We start from the raw sequence: 22,207 nt of genomic DNA, 5'->3' as shown, positions 1-22,207 counted from the left end.
ATGAAAATGAAAGTAGATATGTATGATTTTAACCTGCCGGAGCATCTGATTGCGCAGGTACCGCTCAAAGAACGTACAGCGTCCCGTCTGTTGACGCTAAATAAAACAACCGGTGAAATACAGCATGAGCATTTTGCCGATATTATTAACTATTTCCATGAAGGAGATACTCTGATTCTGAATGATACACGCGTTATTCCTGCGCGCCTGTTCGGAACAAAAAAAGATACAGGAGCCAAAGCGGAAATTCTGCTGCTCACTCAACTGGAAGGTGATCGCTGGGAAGCACTCGTAAAACCGGGCAAAAAAATCAAAGCCGGCGCGGTGATTCATTTTAGCGATGAGCTTGAAGCGGTCATTGAAGAAGAAGGCGATATGGGGATGCGTGTGCTTTCTTTCCGGTACGAAGGCATTTTCCAGGAGATTCTGGATCGTCTGGGCGAAATGCCACTGCCTCCTTACATCAAGGAAACGCTGGATGATCGCGAACGCTATCAAACGGTCTATGCCAAAAATGAAGGATCGGCGGCCGCTCCGACAGCTGGCCTGCATTTCACTACAGAACTGCTGGATCAGATTCGTGCCAAAGGCGTACAGATCGGCTTTGTCACACTGCATGTCGGTCTGGGGACATTCCGGCCAATGAGTGCGGAGACGATCGAAGAGCATGTTATGCATGAAGAGTATTATTCACTGCCTGCGGAGACGGCAGCGCTGCTGAATGAGACTAAGGCACGCGGTGGCCGCGTAATCGCAGTAGGGACTACTTCGGCACGTACCCTGGAGACAGTCGCTCGCGATTTCCAGGATCGTCCGCTGGAAGCAGCAAGTGGATGGACGCAGATCTTTATTTACCCTGGACATACCTTTGGATTGGTCGATGCGATGATCACTAATTTCCATCTGCCCAAGTCAACGCTGGTGATGCTGGTCAGTGCACTGGCTGGACGTGAGCATATTATGGCAGCGTATCACGAAGCGATTGAACGGGAATACCGCTTCTTCAGCTTTGGCGATGCGATGTTTATCTACTAATAGATGGATAAATACCTGTAAATAATAAATATATCAGTACGAACATATATTGTGCTTGATAGGGTTGCTCCGTTATAATTAAATGTCGGTTGATTGCAGGACCGGTTCTGCCGGTCCTTTCTGTTTTGCCTATTAAATGACCAGAAGGATGAGAATAAATACTATGTCTGGACCTATAACGTACGAACACATCAAAACCTGTAAACAGTCAGGAGCCCGGCTTGGACGGGTTCACACTCCACACGGTATTATCGAGACACCCGCTTTTATGCCTGTCGGCACCCTGGCAACTGTTAAAACCATGAGTCCCGAAGAACTCAAGGAAATGGATGCCCATATTATTCTGAGCAATACGTATCATCTGTTCCTGCGTCCCGGTCATGATCTGATCAAGGAAGCTGGCGGACTGCACAAATTCATGAACTGGGATCGCCCGATTCTGACAGACAGCGGCGGTTTTCAGGTATTTAGTCTTAGCGAAATGCGCAAGATTACCGAAGAAGGCGTACATTTCCGTTCCCATCTGAATGGAGACAAGCTGTTCCTGTCACCGGAAGTAGCCATGGAAATCCAGAATGCGCTCGGTTCCGATATTATGATGGCATTTGATGAATGTCCACCGTATCCGGCAGAATATGATTATGTCAAAAAATCGCTGGAACGTACGACCCGCTGGGCGGAACGTTGCCTGAACAGCCATGCCCGTCCACAGGATCAGGGATTGTTCGCTATCGTGCAGGGTGGTATGCATGAAGACCTGCGCCGCCAGAGTGCACTTGATTTGACTTCAATGGATTTCCCGGGGTATGCTATTGGTGGACTGAGTGTAGGAGAGCCCAAGCATTTGATGTATGAAGCTCTGGAATATACCATGCCATTTTTGCCAAGTAACAAGCCTCGTTATCTGATGGGTGTCGGTTCTCCCGATGCACTGCTCGAGGGTTCGATTCGTGGTGTGGATATGTTTGATTGTGTACTTCCTACACGTATTGCGCGTAATGGTACGACAATGACCAGCGAAGGCCGTGTTGTTGTACGTAATGCCAAGTATGCCAGAGACTTTGGACCGCTTGATCCCAATTGCGACTGCTACACCTGCCGCAATTATTCCCGTGCATATTTGCGCCATCTGATCAAAGCGGATGAGACTTTTGGTCTGCGCCTGACTACGTATCACAATCTGCACTTTCTGCTTAACCTGATGAAAAATGTACGCCAGGCGATCATGGATGACCGTCTGCTTGATTTCCGTGATGAATTCTTCGATCAATATGGACTGCATGATAATGATAAAGGCTTCTAAGCCGAATACTGCATCATAAAGAACATTGAATGATGTACCGGATCATCGTTGTATATTTGCCGAACAACAGCTGGAAACACTTCGGGTACCGGAACTCCGGTCCCCGGTTTATATTAAAAAGGGGGCAATACCATGTTTAATTTAGCAGCAGCCGCTGGTGGCGGCACCGGGATTTTGGGGGCTATCGTTCCATTTGTATTGATGTTTGTTGTATTCTATTTCCTGCTGATTCGTCCTCAGCAAAAGAAACAAAAACAACGCAATATGATGCTGAACACACTCGGTAAAGGCGATAAAGTGGTAACGATCGGTGGTCTTCACGGCACGATCACTGAGATTACAGATGATATTGTTGTTCTGCGTGTAAACGATGTCACCAAGCTGACATTTGATCGTTCGGCAATCAGCCATTCTACTGCGAAGGATACAGCTCCGGCTGCCAAAGTCTAAGCGAATCCCGAGCAACCGTAACGATATACGAAATAATACAGAAGCGGACCTGCCTGCAGGTTCGCTTTTTTGTTGTTGCAATGCCGATTTAAGCTTTGCTATCCGCGGGGAATTTCATTATGATAGGAAATTGAGCCGGAACATCATAGGAAGCCGCACAGTAGATAAACCGGATAATTAGTTTGGAGAAAGGATGTGTACCGTGCAAGTATCGGAGATGATGACATGGCAGCCGACAGCAGCTATCGTTATTTTTCTAATTATATATGCCATATGGATCACGGATCAGCTGAACCGGGCGATGATCGCAGTGATTGGTGCTGTACTGTTTCTGCTGCTCGGTCTTGTACACTGGCAAAATGCCTATACCACCCATATCAATTGGGACACACTGCTGCTCTGGATGAGCATGCTGGTGATAGCCGGTGTGATGAGTCGCAGCGGTCTTGTGCATTATGCAGTGCTGCAAAGTCTAAAATGGACACGCAGCAGTCCGCTGCTTCTTTTCATCGTTCTGACGATATGGACAGCTGTAGGAGCTGCACTGCTTGATCATGTAACGATTATTATTTTGATGGTGCCTGTTATTTTTATTGTGACGAATCTGCTGAAAATGAATGCTGCTCCGTGGTTGATAGCAGCGATCATGACCAGCAATATTGGAGGTACAGCAACACTGATCGGCAATCCGGCCAATATCTGGATCGGTACCGCCAATCCGCAGCTGACTTTTGTATCTTTTATTGCGATGATCGGACCATTAATGCTTATTCTGCTGGCAGTAAATCTGCTGCTGATTGTCCTCTTTTACTGGAAAAGTTTCCGTACTGCAAGTCATACGGCGAGAACATTAAAGCTTGAACACGAAATAACAAGTTCTATCGAGAACCGCAGACTGGCTTTTGTAGTGCTGATGGTATTTGTACTGGTGATAGCCGGACTAGTGATCGGATCCTGGCTGGATCTTCGTTTATCTCTGATGGCAGCAGCCGGAGCAGTAGTTATGATGCTGGCAGCAATAATAACCGGAGCCAAGCCGATATCGGTAGTGCGTCATCTGGAATGGGATACTTTACTGTTTTTTGCCGGATTATTTATTCTGGCTGGAGGACTTGCCGAGACTGGCTGGATTCAGGCAGGAGCCCGTTATCTGATTGAACTGACGAATGGCAATATGTCGTGGATTGCTCTGATCCTGCTGTGGACAACCGGGCTATTGTCTTCGGTTATGGATCATATGCCATGGGTTGCAGTCATGATTCCGCTTATTCAGGAGACCGCTGTACAAATGGATGCTTCTACGCCGGCAGTGATCAATCCATTGTGGTGGGCATTATCTGTAGGTGCAGGCGTAGGAGGAAGTGGAACCCTACTGGGCTCAGCTGCCGGATTGATCGCTGCATCGATGGCAGACCGCCGCCAGCAGCGTCTGGGTTATCTGGAATTTCTGAGAGTGGGTCTACCGCTTACGCTTATTTCGTTGCTGATTGCCTCCTGGTATATGTATGTTATGGTGCTGTAGCCAGAAATTTCCCCATTATTATGCACATTATACTAGGCGGCTGGCAGGAATTAGGGTACAGTTGAAGAATGTGTAACCTGTATAGGTCAGAAAACAGCAATAAGGACAGTTCAATACAAGGTAGTCATAAGCAACAGGAAGGTAGCTGGTGGACATGGACGAATTAAGCAATGCGGAATTGACCGAACTGATTGACTCGCTCTGCCAGAGCAAAATAGAAGAATTTGCGATGCTGGGATATGAGCAGCTGACTTCGGAAGAACTTTGGGACTGCCTGAACAACAAGTACGAAAAGCAGGGCATGCCCCGACTGTACGAGCTGGTCAATGATATTTTATCAATGAAACCCAATCAGCTGATGCATTATCTGACGATGTCTTCCTATAAGAAAATGGAAAGCACGGATATGCAGGAATTCAGGCCTCCATATGGCGGATAATTGGTTTGTGAGAAATACGGTATTGCGCAGATCGTCTGCCAGATGGTAAGGTGTGTTCGCAGGTGAATTTGATTGACTCATTGGACCAAGACCAAGCTGGGCCGGTGTCGGACAGGCATCAGCCTGTTTGTTTTGCCGACCACTGGTAAATTGACTGTCATTTGCCGCATCGCTATAATAGGAATATTGAGAATGAAAGGGGAACCACATACGGGATGAACAGAATCATCAGCTTCGTAGTCGTCATACTTGTCGTGGCCGGTATTATCGGTACAACGACCCCGCTATTTAAAGATGTCCGTCTGGGACTCGATCTTAAAGGCGGTTTTGAAATCTTGTATCAGGCTACGCCAACCACGCAGGGGGAAGCAGTTACCAGAGAATCTCTGACGCAGACTGCAAGAAGTCTGGAACAACGCGCCAATGCCCTTGGTACAAGTGAACCGGAAATTACAACAGAGGGTACGGATCGTATTCGTCTGAGAATTGCCGGTGTTACAGATGAAGCAACAGTCCGCAAAACTATGAAAGAACCTGCTGAATTGACTTTCCGTAGTATGGACGGTTGTTCAACAGATGCTTCAAAACAATCGGGAATCCCATCTGCCGAGAAGCAGGGCCAGGATACCAGCAAGTCCAAAGCTGCAGACAAAACCAGCAGCACTGATAGCAAATCTTCGGACAGCAATGCAGTATCTGCACAGACCGAAGGATTGCCGCAGGGAGTGACCGTAACTCCTGACACAGGAGCCGCCGGCACTACAGCTACAGAAAATACTTATGCCAATGAAGATCCGGCAAAACTTTACTGTAAAATAGAATTGACTGGTGATGACTTCAAGGAAAATGGGGCATCGGTAGTGTATAACTCACTGCAGCAGCCTGAAATTACTATCGAAGTCAAAGATGCCAAAAAATTCGGAGAGATTACCAAACGTCTGATCAATCAGCCGCTCGGAATCTTCCTGAATGGCCAACTGTTGTCCGCACCAACTGTAAGAGCTGAACTGACAGATGGCAAAGCCAGCATTTCCGGCAGCTACACCGTTCAGGAAGCACAGCAGCTCAAAGACCAGATCAATCTGGGTGCACTGCCGCTGAAACTGAACGAAATCTATTCCCAGAGTGTAGGAGCTTCCCTGGGACAGCAGTCTCTGAACGAGACACTGAAAGCCGGTGTAGTAGCTTCTATTATCATTCTGATCTTTATGATTCTGGTATACCGTATTCCGGGACTGATCGCCGGATTCAGTATTATCACTTATGTATGGCTCACAGTTATGATCTTCGTTGCAGGTGATTTCACATTGACATTGCCGGGTATCGCAGCCTTTATTCTGGGTGTAGGTATGGCAGTCGATTCCAATATCATCACCTATGAGCGTATCAAGGACGAGATTCGTAACGGTAAGAGTATCTCGTCTGCTTTCAAAGCAGGAAGCAGAAGTTCATTCGGTACCATTATGGATGCCCAGTTAACTACCATTATTGCTGCTGCCGTAATGTTTGCTCTGGGTACAGGTGCTGTAAGAGGCTTTGCATTGGTACTGATTTTCAATATTCTTGTAAGTATCGTTACCAACGTGTTCTTCTCTCGCTTTTTACTGTCCCTGCTTGTTAAAGGGAGACTGGTTAACAAACCGGAGTATTTTGGCGTAAAGGAGAGTGAACGCGATGCGCTTTAAGTGGAATTATGACTTTGTAAAGCTGAGTAAGTATTTTTATACATTCTCTATTATTCTGACGATTGCCGGTATTATCTCCTTAGCAGTTGCAGGATTGAATTATGGCGTTGATTTCCGTTCAGGTTCCAATGTCGATGTGACACTGACCAAGCCACTGACAGAAGCGCAGGTAGCTCCTGTAGTGGAAAGTCTTAATTTGAGCAAGGATCCAAGTATCAGTGTGGGCGGTGACGGACGCATGTCGATCCGTTTCGAAACCGTACTGACCGATACACAGGAAAATCAGCTGAAACAGGCATTTAACAAACAGCTGGACAGCGGTGCTTCATTCGAAGTGAATACTGTTGATCCAACTATTGCCAAAGAGCTGGAACGTAACGCGCTATGGGCAGTATTGCTCGCCAGTCTCGGAATTATCATTTACGTAACGATCCGGTTTGAATGGCGTTTTGCGGTAGCTTCTGTTGTAGCGCTGCTGCATGATGCATTCCTGGTCATCTCGGTCTTCTCTATTTTCCGTCTGGAAGTAGATCTGACCTTTATCACTGCTGTATTGACGATTATCGGTTATTCCCTGAATGATACGATCGTTATCTTTGACCGTATCCGGAGTAATCTGCGTTTTGCCAAACAGAGAAAACGCGGAGATGTTGCCGATATTGTGAACAAGAGTATTTCTCAGACAATGACACGCTCCCTGAATACGGTATTGACTGTATTTATCGCCTGTCTGCTGTTATTCATTATGGGTAGTGAGTCCATCCGTATGTTCTCACTGGCTATGATGATCGGTCTTGCTTTCGGAGCTTACTCTTCGATCTTCATCGCAAGTCCGCTGTGGTTGGTACTCAAAAACAGACAGAAACCAAAAGCGAAAGCACCGTCGAAGACGACGGCCTAACATCGCAAGCTAACCTGCCTGAAGCCGCGTCCTGGTCCTCATACCGACGCGGCTTCATCTTGTCTTAGGAGGAAGTATGGTGAGAAACAACGATATCCGTCAGCAGGAAAAAGTATTCTGGACATCCATACTGGCTGGATTGATACTGGCTATAGTGAAAGCAGTCACTGCCTATGCAGCCAGCAACAAAGCACTGATGGGCGATGCGCTCTATACGGCTTCCAGTGCAGTCAGCAGTCTGGCAGAACGACTGTCCAAAAAATATCGGCGTTCACGTACCCGGACAGAGGAAGATCGTACAGCAGCCAAAGAACGCTACAATAAAACGGCTGCTCCATTTACGAATCTGCTGCTGACGGTGTTGCTGCTGCTCGGTGGTCTGGAAATTGCCATATCTGCGGTACGTGATCTGATGTCCGAGCATACTCCCGATCCCAAGCCCTACGCGATTGTAGTTGTTTTTCTGGCAATGGCAGTCAATGAAGCGCTATTCCGCTATCGCTATCGTTATACGAATAAACAGAGATCTGCAAAGCTGGCCGAGGAGATCGATACGCATCGGTATTCGCTGTATTCCTCGATTCTGGTACTGGCAGGTATGCTCGGTACGATTGCGGCGCTGGAACTGCAAATGGATAAGCTGTATTATATAGAGCCGGTCTCTGCGATTCTGGTAGCTGCGATTCTGTGGCGTCAGGGCTACCAGATAGCCAGGCAGACGGTGTATGGTTCGCTGGTACAGGATCTGGAGCGTGAAGATGCAGCAGCTTTTATGGAGACTGTGCAGCGCGTACGAGGCGTGATCACGATTGAAGATCTCAAAGCGCAGGAGTACAGTGACGGTATCCGTATTCATTTGAAAATAGGGGTCAATCCCCAGATCAGTGTACAGGCTGCAGCTGAAATTGCAGACTATGCCAAAAATCTGCTGCTTACCCGGTTTGCTCATGTAAGCAGTGTAGAAGTACAGGTTCTGCCGTATACGGGAGGCTATCCGTACAAGTCCAATTACGAGTGGACACAGAGCCGTGAACAATCCGGCGACGGCATGATTCATTAAGGAGGCACATCATGATTCATTCACAATATCACTGGAATGTACATTATCCCGATCCGGCTGAAGCCCAGAGGCTCAGTGCAAAGCTGGGGATCTCGGAGCTAACGGCTTCGCTGCTGGCTGGCAGAGGATATACGGGAGAAATGGAAGCGGCCGAATTCCTGTCGGGCAGCCGCAGTACATCGCATGATCCTTATCTGCTGGCCGGTATGAAGGAAGCGGTAGAGCGGATACGCCAGGCTTTGTCGGCAGGCGAGAAGATATGGATCTATGGCGATTATGATGCTGACGGTGTATCCAGTACATCACTGATGATTCAGTTGATGCGTCATCTGAACGCCGATTACGATATTTATATTCCCCATCGCTCCAAAGAGGGCTATGGTCTGCATAACCATGCGATTGATCAGGCACATGCACAGGGAGTGACGCTGATTGTTACGGTCGACACCGGGATCAGTGCAGTGTCCCAGATTGCCCATGCTGCAGCGCTCGGAATCGATGTGGTCGTAACCGATCATCATGAGCCGCCGGCAGAGCTGCCTGCTGCCTGTGCGCTCGTGAATCCGAAGCTTGAATACTGCACGTATCCTTTTAAAGGATTGGCTGGTGTAGGTGTGGCCTACAAGCTGGCACAGGCACTGCTCGGCAAGGACCAGGTACCGGAAGAGTGGCTGGAGATCGTCTCGATCGGTACAGTGGCCGATTTGATGCCGCTGGAAGATGAGAACCGGATGATGGTGCGTACGGGTGTAGAGCGGATGAAGCACAGTGCATTTGCCGGTGTACGCGCACTGATGAATATTGCAGCGATCGATCCGGCGCAGATGTCGGCGACCCATATTGCTTTTGCTATGGCACCGCGCATTAATGCCAGTGGACGCATGGAGCATGCCAAACGCGCAGTGGAGCTGCTCACGACTACCAACCAGGCAGAAGCCGATCAGATCTCTTTTGAACTGGATCAGCTGAATAAAGAACGGCAGGATCTGGTAAACCGGATGGTACAGGAGGCCATTATCATGCTGGAAGCCGAGAAAGACATGAACAATGGCAGCATTCCGCATGTAATTGTCGTAGCTGGCGAAGGCTGGAATCCCGGGGTTGTCGGTATAGTGGCATCCAAACTGCTAGATCGTTATTACCGGCCTACGATTGTGCTCGGTACCGACCCGCAGACAGGCATGAGTAAAGGCTCCGCACGTTCTATCCCCGGCTATGATATCTATAAGGCACTGCTGGATTGCGAGGATGTGATGGATCATTTTGGCGGTCATCCATCGGCAGCAGGTATGAGTCTGCACCGGGATCAGCTGAACGAATTCCGGCGGCGGCTGAATGAACGGGCAGCAGGCATGCTGACCGAAGAAGATCTGGTTCCCCAGACAGCAGCGGATCATGAATGCACGCTGGATCAACTCACCCTGTCTGCGATCGAGGAGCTGGATCAGCTGGCTCCCTTTGGCATGTCCAATCCTTTGCCGCGTATTGTTCTGCGCGGTGTGACCGTGACCCAGGCCAAAGCCATCGGCAAGACGCTGGATCATCTGCGGCTCGTTGTAGAGCAGGATGGAACCATGATGGAAGGCATTGCTTTTGGCAAAGGCGAACTGGCTGAGCTGCTGTCCGAGGGTGACCGGATTGATATACTGGCCGAGACCAGCATTAACGAATGGCGTGGCAATCGCAAGCCGCAGCTGATGGTACAGGATCTGGCTGTGCCTGGACTTCAGGTCTGGGATCGGCGCAGTTCCGGTCAGTGGGAGCAGCATCTGAAGACCATCCGGCAGAAATGGTCGCGTTATATGGGCGTGGAAGGTGGCCAGCTGGGTGTGCTGTGCAGCGAAAATCGGGTGGAAACTTTAAAAACCCAATTGTCGGATGTATCCCTTTGGGGTTATGATAGAAAAGTTGATATCGCAGCTTGCAATCATGTCTCCACACAGTATGGGGCAGAAGCTATACGCACATTATGTCTGTTATCATTACCGGCGCATATCGAGCAGCTGGATACTATTTTCGAACAGTTCACTTCTCTTGAAAATATCGTCCTGCTTCATGATCGGCCGCAGCAGCAGGAACGTCTGCAGATACCCGACCGGGACCGTTTTAAACTGATATACGGGTGGCTTGTCAAATCCAGCGAGACGATCGCGGAGGAAGCGAAGCTGGTTCCCTATCTAAGTCAAAAAACCTCCAGCTCGGTAAGAATGGTACAGATGATGCTGGAAGTGTTCGAGGAACTGGAGTTTATTATCCGTCGGGATGGACAGGTTATGCTGAATAACGCTCCGGTAAAACGTCCGCTCGACAGCTCACAGCTGTACCGGGAACTTGGCGAACTGGCTGAAATGGAATATATGTTATGTGAAAGTGATCTGCCGCAATTAACTTCATGGATGATTTCCCGCATGCAAGGCGCATCATAACCGATCTATTTTTAGGAGGAGATTTTTTTGGATTTTAAAGAGCATATTCGTGTGATTCCGGATTTTCCGCAGGAAGGAATCAGTTTTAAAGATATTACAACCCTGCTGCAAAATGGTGAAGCTTACAAGGAGTCTATCGATGAGCTGAAAAAGCTGGTGAAAGAACTGAAAATCGATGTGATTGCCGGACCGGAAGCACGTGGATTCGTAGTAGGTGCACCACTTGCTTATGCGCTGGGTGTAGGCTTTATTCCGATTCGCAAAACAGGTAAACTGCCTTACAAAACGATCCAGGCTGAATACGCGCTGGAATACGGCAAAGATGTACTGGCTATGCATGTGGACGCAATTACAGAAGGTCAGAACGTACTGATCGCCGATGACCTGCTCGCTACAGGCGGCACAATCGCAACCTGTGTAGACCTGATTCGTCAGGTGGGCGGTAATGTAGTAGGTGCAGCATTTATGATCGAGCTGCAGGATCTAAACGGCCGTGAAAAACTGCCGGATGTGGAAGTATTCACGCTGACACAATATCCTTTCTGATTTCAGCAACAGTCTGAACGGATACAGACCATACAAAGAGCATGGGGAGCAGGACTCCTCGTGCTCTTTTTTATTTTCTTCGATGGGGTTGGATAGAAAACCAAAGAGATTTTCTCTGCAAGGAGATCCTTTTCGTTTCGCATAGGAAGTAAAGTGAATATACAAATATACAGATTTGGTCTTGTCATATTTTCCGCATAGGGAGAAATGCAAAAATATACATATTTAGCGTTAATAAAGTCTGTAAAATGCATATTTTATTAAAATATGCATTTTGGGTTTCATCGGAATCATCTTTAGATCTACTCACCATGAAGAACGTCATTTTATGAAAATCGCCTTTTTTGGCGTTTTTTGAACAAAAAAGGCAGAAAATCGCCTTTTTATTGAAACCATCCGGCCCCGGCCCCGTATAGTGTAGAGAGGCATGCTGGGAGTGTGGCATTATGCATACACTGTATATGGCAATGTTAACCTATACAAAAAAGGAGGGGGAAGTATGGCTATTATTCGTGAGACGGACTTGCCCGGTATTGGAAGGAAATTTATGGTGGAGACGGATGATCGCGAGAAGGTGGCGATTGTAGTCCATGAAGATGGCAAGCGCGAGGTGTATCACAGTTCACCGGCAGCTCCGGATGATCATGAGCTGGTGATGACGCTGAATGATCGTGAAGCCCGTCAGGTTGCCAGCATTATCGGTGGTATGAGTTATCAGCCGACTGCACTGGAGCAGGTAGAGTTTTCTATTTCCAAGCTAAGTATTGAATGGTACAAACTTCGTAAAGGCATGCACTGTATTGGCAAAAGTATCGGTGAGCTCGCCATTCGCGAGAACACAGGAACCGTCATTATTGCCAGTCTGGAATCGGCACAGCAAAAGATCAGCCCGGGACCGGAATATGTACTGCAGGATGGATATACACTGGTTATTGCCGGAGAACGCAATGATATTCACTCGCTGAAAATGCTGCTTGAGAGAGGGGGCAGCTGAGGATGGATTATATTGTATTTGAGATTGGAATTGCTGTACTGCTGGTCGCTCTCGCTGGCCTGCTCGCTTCGAAGCTGCGCTTTTCGGTCGTTCCTTTTTACATTCTGGCAGGGATGGCGGTCGGTCCGCATGCTCCTGTATTCGGGATTGTGGACTTCCGGTTTATCCAGAGTGCGGAACTGATCGAATTTATGGGCAAAATCGGTGTCATTTTCCTGCTGTTCTATCTGGGACTCGAATTCTCGGTAGGCCGGCTGGTCAAAGCAGGGCGCTCAATCGCTCTGGGCGGTACCATATATATCGGTATTAACTTTACACTGGGTCTGTTGTATGGATGGGCGACCGGATTTGAACTCAAGGAGATTCTGGTTATTGCAGGTATTACGACGATTTCCTCCAGTGCGATTGTAGCCAAGGTACTGGTCGATCTGAAGCGTACAGCCAACCCGGAGACCGAGATGATTCTGGGTATTATCATGTTCGAAGATGTATTCCTCGCTGTTTATCTATCCGTACTATCTGGACTGCTGCTTAGTGGAGCAACTTCTATTGGTGGTATTCTCATATCGGCAGGTATTGCACTCGGTTATATGCTGCTCATCCTTATTATTGGCCGCAAAGCAGTACCGCTGCTCAACCGGCTGCTGAATATTCCGTCCAATGAAATATTCATGTGCGTGATCTTCGCTGCACTGTTCATGATTGCCGGTTTCTCCGAAACGATCCACGTAGCCGAAGCGATTGGCGCGCTGCTGGTCGGACTGGTACTGGCAGAGACATCGCATATGCACCGGATAGAAAAGATTATTTTACCGTTCCGTGATTTCTTCGGCGCACTGTTTTTCTTTAGCTTTGGATTAACGATTGATCCATTGTCGCTCGGAGGCAATGCGGTATGGCTGGCTATTGGGGCTGTGATTCTGACCATGATCGGCAATTATACAGCCGGCATGATGGCAGGCAAAACCGCCAATCTCTCGCCGCAGGCTTCAGCCAATGTAGGGTTAACGATTATGTCGCGTGGAGAATTCTCTATTATCGTTGCCAATCTGGGTGCAGCAGGAGCATTATCTGCCATATTGCAGCCATTTGCCGCAATTTATGTACTGATACTGGCTATTCTCGGTCCACTACTGACCAAAGAATCCAAATGGATATACAAAGGAATCGCCAAAGTATTCCGACTGAACAAATAATATTTCCATGACCAAAGACAGAAGCAAATTATTTTCCTATAATGCGTACGCCGTACACTATTTCCATGAATCGGCACAGACTATTCTGGGACGATCGTATTATAAGAAAATCACTTGCTCGGGATGGTTCGGATGAACCAGGATATCCCAGGGGGAAATACAAAGTGTTTATATTCAGGACAGAACAGTCTGGCTATAGACAAAAAAAATCACCAAAAAAGGTGCCTGCGCATTTAGTCGCGAGGCACCTTTTTCAGTGATAAGCAGAATCTATATTTTTTTCTGATTAATCCGGAATCTTGGCAGGCGGAGCTTCGTCGTTTTTGTCATTGGACAAGCCCGTCACCTGTAAAATGCGGAAGAACAGACTGAGCAGAATACCTACGATAGTCGCCAGAGCCATTCCTTTGAGCTGTACAGAGCCCAGGGTAATAGTAGCGCCGCTCAGACCGGTGATCAGCACGACAGTCGTTAGCAGCATATTCTGCGCTTTGGAGTAATCGACCTTTTGCTCGACCAGAATACGCAGACCCGAGGCTGCAATAACACCGAACAGCAGCAGTGACACACCACCCATGACCGGGGCCGGAATCGCAGCTACCGTACCGGTAAACGTACCGGAAAAGGAAAGCAGAATCGCGATAATCGCCGCGCCGCCAATTACATAGACTGAGTAAACGCGAGTTAATGCCATAACGCCTATATTCTCGCCGTACGTAGTATTCGGGGTAGAACCGACAAAGCCGGACAGAATCGTGGATACGCCGTTACCCATCAGGGAGCGATGCAGTCCAGGGTCTTTGGACAGATTCTTGCCGACGATATTGCCAGTCACGAGCAGATGCCCGATATGCTCGACAATAACGACGAGCGCAACCGGTATGATCGTCAGAATCACGGACCAGTTAAATGAAGGAGTTACCACATGCGGTACCTGCAGCAGACTGGCTGTGCGGATCGCTGTAGTATCGATCAGTCCAAGCGGGAAAGAAAGGGCGTAGCCCACCACAATACCGATCAGAATATGTATGATTTTGGGGAAACCACGGAAGGTGACGGCACCGATCAGCGTCACACCGAGTGTCACCAGAGACAGTGTAATGACTTTTTTATTGGGCATCCATGTTGCGGCATCTACGCCTGCAGGAGCGATAAATCCGGCCATCTGGGCAGCTACAGGAATCAGCTCCAGACCGATCAGAGCGACAATCGCTCCCATCGCTGCCGGTGGGAATACGATATCAATCCAGCGCGTACCAGCGAATTTGACGATTAATGCTACGATTATAAAGATAATCCCTGTCACAATAAAGGCACCGAGTGCCAGCGAATACCCCTGATCATTATAACCGTGCTGTGTCAGTACAAGGGATACTGGTGCAATAAAAGCAAAGCTGGAACCCAGATAGGCAGGGATTTTCCCCCGGCAGATCCAGATATACAGCAGTGTCCCGATTCCGTTCATTAACAGAATCATTCCCGGATCGACCTTGAACAGATTGGGAACAAGTACGGTACTTCCGAACATGGCAAAAAGATGCTGCAAGCTTAACAGCAACCCTGGCCCAAGCGGCAATTTCTCATTAACCTGAATTTCACGCTGCAATGTATCCACTCCTTCGTCTCTATACTTTCGATTCTCTTCGTTGCATCCTTAATAGCTTAATGAGTTTGCATCGTTTTTTCAATAACGATTTTCAAAAGGGGCTGAATTCTTTATGAACCCTTCATTTAATACGGTTGACGCGGCTATGCGCAAGAGGCATAATTATAGGAAACCCCTTTTAGGGACCTGTTGCCGCAGTAGGATGAACAGGTTCCATTTTGAATTTGTAGGCGGCAGAAGTATTAATATAGAAGCCAAAATTTACAAGAATCCTTATGGTAGCGTACGAAGCTGTCCAAAAAAGCGTTCTACAGGTGTAGAGATAGACTCGTTCTACCATTCATTTTAATAGATATAGACCACTTTCATTACATTTAAGAGAAACACGGCTTAGATGTTATTCATGAATAGAAAGGATACGACAACGATTCCATGGGCATAGAGCGATTACTTGAAAAGGCGTCCGCCTACATTAAAGAGAAGGATCTTGAGCGTATCAAAGAAGCCTATGAGTTTGCCGATCAGGCCCATCATGGACAGGTGCGCAAATCAGGAGAACCTTATATTTTGCATCCATTGGCAGTTGCAGATATCGTCGTTGGTATGGAGATGGATACCATCTCGATCATCGCTGCGCTTCTGCATGATGTTGTTGAAGATACAACCGTATCCCTGGAGGAAATCCGCAGTCGCTTTGGTGATAACTGTGCGATGCTCGTTGACGGCCTGACCAAGCTGGAGCGGATCAAATTCCGTTCCAAGGAAGAACAGCAGAACGAGAACTATCGTAAAATGTTTATCGCCATGGCGCAGGATATTCGCGTTATTGTAATCAAGCTGGCAGACCGTCTGCATAATATGCGTACGCTCAAATACCAGTCCGAAGAAAGCCAGCGCCGTATCGCGTATGAGACACTGGAGATTTTCTGTCCGGTCGCTCATCGCCTCGGTATTTCCGCGATCAAATGGGAAATGGAAGATATCGCACTTCGTTACCTCAATCCCCAGCAGTATTACCGTATTGCCAACCTGATGCACAAGAAACGTGCAGAGCGTGAGCAGTATATCGATAATGTTATTGATCGTATTCGCGAGAAGCTCAAAGAAATGGGCATCGATGCGGATTTGTCCGGACGCCCGAAGCATATTTACAGCGTCTACCAGAAAATGACAACCAAAAACAAGCAGTTTAATGAAATCTATGATCTGCTGGCGATCCGGATTATCGTTGATAATATCAAGGATTGTTATGCAACACTCGGCATTATTCATACATTATGGAAGCCAATGCCGGGCCGGTTCAAAGACTATATTGCAATGCCCAAAACAAATATGTACCAGTCTCTTCATACGACGGTGGTTGGTCCTACCGGAGAACCGACCGAAGTACAAATCCGTACGTGGGATATGCACCGTACAGCAGAGTTTGGTATCGCTGCTCACTGGGCATACAAGGAAGGCTCTACAGGTGGTAATATCGAGAACAAAGTTCCTTTTTTCAAAGAGATTCTGGAGCTTCAGCATGAAGCACAGGATGCATCCGAGTTCGTCGAATCGTTGAAAATGGACTTTTTCTCGGATCTGGTCTTTGTATTTACACCAAAAGGCGAGGTAATCGAGCTGCCAAATGGCTCGGTTCCGCTGGATTTTGCCTACCGGATTCATACCGAAGTTGGTAACCGGACGATTGGAGCCAAGGTTAACGGCCGTATCGTACCGCTGGATCATCGCCTCAAAACCGGTGATATTATCGAAATTCTGACCTCCAAGCATTCTTATGGACCAAGTCAGGACTGGCTGAAAATTGCCCAGTCCTCCCATGCCCGCAGCAAAATCAAGCAGTGGTTCAAAAAGGAAAAACGCGAAGAGAATGTACAAAAAGGCCGGGATGCTCTCGAACGCGAGATGAAGCGTCTCAACCTGGAAGCTTCGGTCTGGCTGACCGATGACAAGCTGTCCGAAGTCGGCAAAAAATTCGCTTTCCATGATATCGAGGATATGCTGTCCGCGATCGGTTTTGGCGGAATTACCGCTGCCCAGATCTGTACGCGTCTCACGGAAAAGATGCGCAGAGAGCAGGAGGAAGCCAGCATTATCGAGTTGACTTCCCAGGTCAAAGAAGTTAAAACAGCGCCGGAACAGCAGAAGCGCAGCCGTCCAACCCATGGTATCAGTATCAAGGGTGTAGACAATCTGCTCGTTCGCTTTGCACGGTGTTGTAATCCGGTACCGGGTGATGATATCGTCGGCTATGTTACACGCGGCCGTGGTGTCTCTATTCACCGTAGCGATTGCACCAATGTACCGGATGTGAGTGACAACAGCGAAGCAGCACGGATCATTGAAGTGGAATGGGAATCTGCTGTGGAAGCGAACTACAACGTGGATATCGAGATTACCGGTCATGATCGCCGCGGCCTGCTGAACGAAGTGCTGCAGACCGTAGCTGAGAGCAAGACCAATATCTCTGCCGTATCCGGACGTTCCGACAAAAATAAAATGGCCATGATTCATATGACTATTATGATTCGCAATACCGATCATTTGCAGTCGGTTGTAGACAAAATCAAGCGCGTGCAGGATGTATATACCGTGCACCGTATTATGCAGTAGAGCAGTTTGGCAAAATGGTTTGATCAGAGGAGCCAATCCCGGTGATACGCGGTGATTGGCTTCTTTGCTACATATTCATCTATACCGAAAAGGAGACAGGAAATATGAGAGTAGTCATCCAGCGCTGCAAGCAGGCATCTGTAACGGTGAACGAAGAGATTGTAGGTCAGATTGGCAAAGGGTTAATGGTACTGGTAGGTGTAACACATGGAGATACGGTGGAAGATGCCCGTTATCTGGCAGGCAAAGTAGCCGGCATACGCATTTTCGAAGATGATCAGGGCAAAATGAATCTGGGTCTGTCCGATATTGGTGGACAGGTACTGTCGGTATCGCAGTTCACCCTGTATGGAGATTGCCGCAAAGGCAAGCGCCCGAGCTTTATCGAAGCTGCACGGCCGGAAGCAGCTATTCCTGTGTACGAAGCGTTCAACCAAGCGCTGCAAGAGCAGGGACTGGATGTAGAGACAGGCATATTCGGCGCAGATATGGATGTGTCGCTGACCAACTGGGGACCGGTTACACTGATTGTTGACAGTCCAGCCAGAATGACCGAATAATAAACAAGTTCAGACATAGAATTAATAAATATCAGCAAAATGAAAAATAACTGCACACAACAACTATGTTCCCAAAAAAACGCAGCAAAAAAGGTCTCTCTGAATGTTTTGTGTTCAGCGGGACCTTTTTTGTATGGATTGCTCTGTATAAGTAGTTTGCAGTTTGACCAAATAGCTCATTCCTTTTACATTATACTCTTGTTGTAGTGTTATCTGTTCTTGTATTTCGGGAAGAAGACAAGAATTTCAGACAGTACAGGGCACACAAACCTACGACAACATAGATGATTCGGGACAGGATGGAATCTTGCCCTCCGAAAATGGAAGCAACGAGGTCGAATTGGAAAAGACCTACCAGCAGCCAGTTAATACCACCCACGATCAGCAGAATCAGCGCAACAATGTCCAGAGTTCTCATTAGACTTCACCTCCTATTATGTTAAATGTTAGCAGTCGTTGACAATGTTAATATACCCTATTGCAGAGCTCCGAATCATTTCTGTATAACTGTTTAGATCAGCCTTGAAACCGGGTAATAACAGAGCGATCACCTCTATCCAGTACAAAAATAGAGGAACTGAAAATACTATGCATAAGCCTTGAAAGGAGAACTATCCCATGAGTAAAATCGCCTTTTTATTAGCAAATGAATTCGAAGACTCCGAAATGCAGGTGCCTTATGATGAATTGAAAAAAGCAGGCCACGAAGCCGATATCATCGGTCTTGAAAAAGGCCAAAAGGTAACCGGCAAAAATGGCAAAGCCGAATATACAATTGAAAAAGCTATTACCGAAGTAAGTGCATCCGATTATGATGCGCTGGTGATTCCAGGTGGTTCTTCACCGGAAGCGCTGCGTCTGGACCCGAATGTACTGAACTTTGTTACCGAAATCAACAACGCCAAAAAAACAATCGGTGCGATCTGCCACGGTCCACAAATCCTGGCAAGTGCCAATCTACTGGAAGGCCGTACGATTACTTCATATCCACCGCTTAAAGTGGATATGATCAACGCTGGCGCTACTTTCAAAGACGGAGAAGCGATTGTAGACGGCAACTTCATTACATCGCGTACTCCGGATGATGAACCTGCCTTTGTACGTGAATTGTTGAAAGTACTGTAAAAGGACTAACTGGTGCTATTTATATAGTGTCCACAGTCACAAAGCAGTCAGTCTGTGATGAAGATCATCCGCATTTTGTAAGCCTATCAAATAAAATACTGGGCAGAATTACGATTCTGCATACAGTAAGGAGGCCATTATTATGACCAAACATATTCAGGCTTATTTCCGTACCGAAGATCAGGCAGAGAGTGCCAGAACATCGATTCAGACGTTTGATGCCAAAAATCTGGAAGTCGGTCGTCTGGACAAGCAAATCAGTCAGGGAAGCCGGGTAATGGTTCCACTGCTGCCGCTTAATGCAGGAGCAGGTGGAGTAACCGGTAATTCCGCAGGTGTATCCGGTGGAGCGGGCCCGGGAACGATTATCCCGCCAACTGCTATTATCGACAATGACGGCAAGCGTAACGAAGTCACAGATGACGATACTGCGGTGCGTCATGATAATGATGACACAGACGCATGGAGTGCCATCAATGCGACTGACAAAGATTATGATGATCTGAAGTATGTATTGTCCGCTACCGTTATGGAATCGGATGTAGAGAATGTTGTACAAAAGCTGCGTACCAATAATGCTTTTGTCGAGATTCTCGAATAGTCGGAGAAACCGAACAGACATTGTATGAACAGAGGGATTTACAGCGGCAATAACCAGGTAATGGGGAATGAGAAGCTGTGAGAAAACAATCGGTATACGCCGTTTTTACACAGGTTTTACCTATTGTAATAGAACTGTAATATAGGAAACATCTTTTCTTAATAATCAGCCTCTATAATGAACCTATGACCCCCTTTTAACATACTATGTTGGCCTGCAGCCCGTTGCTGCAGGTTTTTTTCTGTGCTTCTGGCAGCTTACTTGTACGAAAGGTATTGACTTTAACACAGCGGTTCATTAAAATCGTTAAATATAACATCGTGCTGACTTTGTGATCAACATAGCAGAGGACGATGATTGTGCAATTGAATGAATGATTCATGGACGGGAAAAGTATCATCGGTACTGTACAGTTCCTTTACCGGAAAAGAGAGGCATTCCCTTGGGCTGCAAGGAATCCCTGGACAACGATGTGAAAAGACCTCCCCGAGAACATGATGTGAAAGATGGAAAAGCGTATCCTGCCTGCAGCAGATTCTGCTCATGGTACCGAGACATTCCGTAATTTCGGAAAAGCTCGATCCGCTTTTGGAATCCAAGTAACTTCATGCGTAGTCAGCGGGCGTTAACCGCTTAATGAAGCGAATGTATACCGGTAAAGTCATTTGAAATACCGGACTGCCGCTGTACTTGCTGCCTGATTTCGATCGTATAGGTGCATACAGCAAAAGTAAAGGCAGCTGCATTCGAAATGTGGGTGGCACCACGGGTGAATGGTATATCCAGTCCCTCGTCCCTGTTTGTTTACGAACAGTGACGTGGGGCTTTTTTGTGCTTTTTTATAAAGTCAGTATCCGCAGTCACTGGATGAGTCGAATGAAGGAGGAGATCGTATGGCATTTCAAAAACCAACAGGCACACAGGACTTCTTGCCAGGCAAGGTAGAAAAGTGGCAGTATGTCGAAGAGAAAGCAAGAGATTTGTGCAGAAGATTCAATTATCGCGAGATCCGCACACCATTGTTCGAACAAACCGAGCTGTTCCAGCGCGGTGTGGGCGAGACGACGGATGTCGTACAAAAGGAAATGTATACCTTTGAAGATAAAGGCGGCCGTAGCATGACGCTTCGTCCGGAAGGTACCGCCGGCGTTGTACGTGCTTATGCAGAGAATAAACTGTACGGCGAGCCGGATGTTACCAAGCTGTATTACATGGGGCCTATGTTCCGTTACGAGCGTCCGCAGGCTGGTCGTTACCGTCAGTTCCACCAGTTCGGAGTGGAAGCATTCGGTTCGGTTGATCCGGCGATCGATGTAGAGATTATCGCGCTCGGTCTGCAATTTTTCAAAGAGCTGGGTCTGCAGGGCGTATCGGTCGAGATTAACTCGGTAGGTACATCGGAGACACGCGCAGCCTATAATGAAGCGCTGCTGGGCTTCCTTCGTCCAATGAAAGATACACTGTGCAGAGACTGTCAGCAGCGGATGGAACGTAATCCAATGCGCGTGCTTGACTGCAAAGTGGATCAGGATAAATTTGTCGGTGCACCGTCTATTCTGGACAGTCTGGATGAAGAGAGCAGCTCTTACTTCCAGCGTGTACAGGATTACCTGACAGCGATGGACGTGGAATTTACAGTGAATGAGCGTCTGGTACGCGGCCTGGATTACTACACGCATACGGCTTTTGAGTACAAAGCGCAGGGAATCGGCGCGATTGATACCATCGGCGGCGGTGGACGGTATAACAAGCTGGTATCCGAAGTTGGCGGACCGGAACAGCCGGGAATCGGCTTCGGTATTGGGCTGGAGCGTCTGCAGTTGATTCTGGAAAGTCAGGGCGTGGAAGTGCCTGCCATCAAGCGTCTGGATATTTATCTGGTGGCACTGGGTGAAGCGGCAGAGCAGGAGACCGTTCGTCAGCTGTTCAAGTTGCGTACACTGGGCTTCTCGGCGGAACGGGATTATCTGGGACGCAAGATGAAAGCACAGATGAAATCGGCCGATCGCTTCCAGGCGCGTTATACGGCTATTCTCGGCGAGGATGAGCTGGCTAACGGCGAGATTGCACTGAAATCGATGGATACCGGAGAGCAGCAAAATGTGAAGCTGGACGAGCTGGCGGATCATTTGAAATAAAAAAAGC

At 47.7% G+C, this 22,207-nt stretch carries 19 protein-coding genes; 17 read left to right on the top strand and 2 right to left on the bottom strand.

Annotated features, from left to right (window positions below):
• Nucleotides 1-6: 6 nt before the first annotated feature.
• The 12 genes from queA (at nucleotide 7) to AR543_RS19865 (ending at nucleotide 13,557) form a co-directional block, all read left to right on the top strand.
• Nucleotides 7-1,035 carry a tRNA preQ1(34) S-adenosylmethionine ribosyltransferase-isomerase QueA gene (gene queA, locus AR543_RS19920; RefSeq protein ID WP_060536126.1) on the top strand — a complete coding sequence of 343 codons (1,029 nt, stop codon included), beginning with the start codon at nucleotides 7-9 and terminating at the stop codon, nucleotides 1,033-1,035.
• Between the two features lie 163 nt (nucleotides 1,036-1,198).
• Nucleotides 1,199-2,338, top strand: coding sequence for a tRNA guanosine(34) transglycosylase Tgt (gene tgt, locus AR543_RS19915; RefSeq protein ID WP_060536125.1), 1,140 nt, complete (start codon nucleotides 1,199-1,201; stop codon nucleotides 2,336-2,338).
• 132 nt (nucleotides 2,339-2,470) lie between these two features.
• Nucleotides 2,471-2,788 (top strand): preprotein translocase subunit YajC, encoded by a 318-nt coding sequence (gene yajC / locus AR543_RS19910; RefSeq protein WP_060536124.1) that lies wholly within the window; start codon nucleotides 2,471-2,473, stop codon nucleotides 2,786-2,788.
• A 217-nt stretch (nucleotides 2,789-3,005) separates the two neighbouring features.
• Entirely contained in the window at nucleotides 3,006-4,310 is a 1,305-nt protein-coding gene (locus tag AR543_RS19905; RefSeq protein WP_064505698.1) for an ArsB/NhaD family transporter, read from the top strand.
• A gap of 154 nt (nucleotides 4,311-4,464) precedes the next feature.
• Nucleotides 4,465-4,749 (top strand): post-transcriptional regulator, encoded by a 285-nt coding sequence (locus tag AR543_RS19900; protein WP_060536122.1) that lies wholly within the window; start codon nucleotides 4,465-4,467, stop codon nucleotides 4,747-4,749.
• Nucleotides 4,750-4,964: 215 nt separating this feature from the next.
• Nucleotides 4,965-6,434: a protein translocase subunit SecD gene (secD, locus tag AR543_RS19895; RefSeq protein WP_060536121.1), complete on the top strand. Its 1,470-nt coding sequence runs from the start codon at nucleotides 4,965-4,967 to the stop codon at nucleotides 6,432-6,434.
• On the top strand, nucleotides 6,424-7,335 hold the full coding sequence (secF, locus tag AR543_RS19890; protein WP_060536120.1) for a protein translocase subunit SecF: 912 nt from the start codon (nucleotides 6,424-6,426) through the stop codon (nucleotides 7,333-7,335). The genes secD and secF overlap by 11 nt, the downstream gene beginning before the upstream one ends.
• A gap of 76 nt (nucleotides 7,336-7,411) precedes the next feature.
• Complete coding sequence (locus tag AR543_RS19885) at nucleotides 7,412-8,395, top strand: cation diffusion facilitator family transporter (RefSeq protein ID WP_060536119.1); 984 nt, start codon at nucleotides 7,412-7,414, stop codon at nucleotides 8,393-8,395.
• 11 nt (nucleotides 8,396-8,406) lie between these two features.
• Nucleotides 8,407-10,821, top strand: a complete 2,415-nt coding sequence (gene recJ, locus AR543_RS19880; RefSeq protein WP_060536118.1) for a single-stranded-DNA-specific exonuclease RecJ — start codon at nucleotides 8,407-8,409, stop codon at nucleotides 10,819-10,821.
• A gap of 27 nt (nucleotides 10,822-10,848) precedes the next feature.
• Complete coding sequence (locus AR543_RS19875) at nucleotides 10,849-11,367, top strand: adenine phosphoribosyltransferase (RefSeq protein WP_060536117.1); 519 nt, start codon at nucleotides 10,849-10,851, stop codon at nucleotides 11,365-11,367.
• A gap of 499 nt (nucleotides 11,368-11,866) precedes the next feature.
• Nucleotides 11,867-12,361 (top strand): cation:proton antiporter regulatory subunit, encoded by a 495-nt coding sequence (locus AR543_RS19870; protein ID WP_060536116.1) that lies wholly within the window; start codon nucleotides 11,867-11,869, stop codon nucleotides 12,359-12,361.
• A gap of 2 nt (nucleotides 12,362-12,363) precedes the next feature.
• Nucleotides 12,364-13,557, top strand: coding sequence for a cation:proton antiporter (locus AR543_RS19865; RefSeq protein WP_060536115.1), 1,194 nt, complete (start codon nucleotides 12,364-12,366; stop codon nucleotides 13,555-13,557).
• A gap of 286 nt (nucleotides 13,558-13,843) precedes the next feature.
• Here the strand turns inward: AR543_RS19865 and uraA are convergent, their stop codons facing one another.
• Entirely contained in the window at nucleotides 13,844-15,163 is a 1,320-nt protein-coding gene (uraA, locus tag AR543_RS19860; protein WP_060536114.1) for a uracil permease, read from the bottom strand.
• 432 nt (nucleotides 15,164-15,595) lie between these two features.
• On the opposite strand from uraA, the gene AR543_RS19855 reads away from it, so the two are divergent.
• A complete protein-coding gene (locus tag AR543_RS19855; RefSeq protein WP_060536113.1) occupies nucleotides 15,596-17,776 on the top strand; it encodes a RelA/SpoT family protein in 2,181 nt (726 codons plus the stop codon).
• Between the two features lie 104 nt (nucleotides 17,777-17,880).
• A complete protein-coding gene (gene dtd, locus AR543_RS19850; protein WP_060536112.1) occupies nucleotides 17,881-18,336 on the top strand; it encodes a D-aminoacyl-tRNA deacylase in 456 nt (151 codons plus the stop codon).
• 190 nt (nucleotides 18,337-18,526) lie between these two features.
• Here dtd and AR543_RS19845 read toward each other — a convergent pair whose 3' ends face one another.
• Nucleotides 18,527-18,754, bottom strand: a complete 228-nt coding sequence (locus AR543_RS19845) for a DUF378 domain-containing protein (protein ID WP_060536111.1) — start codon at nucleotides 18,752-18,754, stop codon at nucleotides 18,527-18,529.
• A 200-nt stretch (nucleotides 18,755-18,954) separates the two neighbouring features.
• Between AR543_RS19845 and AR543_RS19840 the strand changes: the two genes are divergently transcribed.
• The 3 genes from AR543_RS19840 (at nucleotide 18,955) to hisS (ending at nucleotide 22,200) form a co-directional block, all read left to right on the top strand.
• The gene (locus tag AR543_RS19840) at nucleotides 18,955-19,461 is read left to right on the top strand and encodes a type 1 glutamine amidotransferase domain-containing protein (RefSeq protein ID WP_017813448.1); all 507 of its coding nucleotides are present in this window, start codon (nucleotides 18,955-18,957) and stop codon (nucleotides 19,459-19,461) included.
• A 142-nt stretch (nucleotides 19,462-19,603) separates the two neighbouring features.
• The gene (locus AR543_RS19835; RefSeq protein WP_060536110.1) at nucleotides 19,604-20,062 is read left to right on the top strand and encodes a hypothetical protein; all 459 of its coding nucleotides are present in this window, start codon (nucleotides 19,604-19,606) and stop codon (nucleotides 20,060-20,062) included.
• An 893-nt stretch (nucleotides 20,063-20,955) separates the two neighbouring features.
• Nucleotides 20,956-22,200 (top strand): histidine--tRNA ligase, encoded by a 1,245-nt coding sequence (gene hisS / locus AR543_RS19830; RefSeq protein ID WP_060536109.1) that lies wholly within the window; start codon nucleotides 20,956-20,958, stop codon nucleotides 22,198-22,200.
• Nucleotides 22,201-22,207: the final 7 nt, after the last annotated feature.

Source organism: Paenibacillus bovis (genome assembly GCF_001421015.2).
GTDB lineage: Bacteria > Bacillota > Bacilli > Paenibacillales > Paenibacillaceae > Saccharibacillus > Saccharibacillus bovis.
This window is presented reverse-complemented; position numbering and strand designations above follow the sequence as displayed.

What these genes read in the sequence shown, in the direction of transcription:
- AR543_RS19840 (WP_017813448.1), top strand. Translation starts at nt 18,955, where the DNA reads ATGAGTAAAATCGCCTTTTTATTAGCAAATGAATTCGAAGACTCCGAA.
- AR543_RS19855 (WP_060536113.1), top strand. Translation starts at nt 15,596, where the DNA reads ATGGGCATAGAGCGATTACTTGAAAAGGCGTCCGCCTACATTAAAGAG.
- tgt (WP_060536125.1), top strand. Translation starts at nt 1,199, where the DNA reads ATGTCTGGACCTATAACGTACGAACACATCAAAACCTGTAAACAGTCA.
- secF (WP_060536120.1), top strand. Translation starts at nt 6,424, where the DNA reads ATGCGCTTTAAGTGGAATTATGACTTTGTAAAGCTGAGTAAGTATTTT.
- queA (WP_060536126.1), top strand. Translation starts at nt 7, where the DNA reads ATGAAAGTAGATATGTATGATTTTAACCTGCCGGAGCATCTGATTGCG.
- AR543_RS19885 (WP_060536119.1), top strand. Translation starts at nt 7,412, where the DNA reads ATGGTGAGAAACAACGATATCCGTCAGCAGGAAAAAGTATTCTGGACA.
- AR543_RS19905 (WP_064505698.1), top strand. Translation starts at nt 3,006, where the DNA reads ATGATGACATGGCAGCCGACAGCAGCTATCGTTATTTTTCTAATTATA.
- AR543_RS19865 (WP_060536115.1), top strand. Translation starts at nt 12,364, where the DNA reads ATGGATTATATTGTATTTGAGATTGGAATTGCTGTACTGCTGGTCGCT.
- hisS (WP_060536109.1), top strand. Translation starts at nt 20,956, where the DNA reads ATGGCATTTCAAAAACCAACAGGCACACAGGACTTCTTGCCAGGCAAG.
- dtd (WP_060536112.1), top strand. Translation starts at nt 17,881, where the DNA reads ATGAGAGTAGTCATCCAGCGCTGCAAGCAGGCATCTGTAACGGTGAAC.
- secD (WP_060536121.1), top strand. Translation starts at nt 4,965, where the DNA reads ATGAACAGAATCATCAGCTTCGTAGTCGTCATACTTGTCGTGGCCGGT.
- AR543_RS19835 (WP_060536110.1), top strand. Translation starts at nt 19,604, where the DNA reads ATGACCAAACATATTCAGGCTTATTTCCGTACCGAAGATCAGGCAGAG.
- AR543_RS19845 (WP_060536111.1), bottom strand. Translation starts at nt 18,754, where the DNA reads ATGAGAACTCTGGACATTGTTGCGCTGATTCTGCTGATCGTGGGTGGT.
- recJ (WP_060536118.1), top strand. Translation starts at nt 8,407, where the DNA reads ATGATTCATTCACAATATCACTGGAATGTACATTATCCCGATCCGGCT.
- AR543_RS19870 (WP_060536116.1), top strand. Translation starts at nt 11,867, where the DNA reads ATGGCTATTATTCGTGAGACGGACTTGCCCGGTATTGGAAGGAAATTT.
- yajC (WP_060536124.1), top strand. Translation starts at nt 2,471, where the DNA reads ATGTTTAATTTAGCAGCAGCCGCTGGTGGCGGCACCGGGATTTTGGGG.
- AR543_RS19900 (WP_060536122.1), top strand. Translation starts at nt 4,465, where the DNA reads ATGGACGAATTAAGCAATGCGGAATTGACCGAACTGATTGACTCGCTC.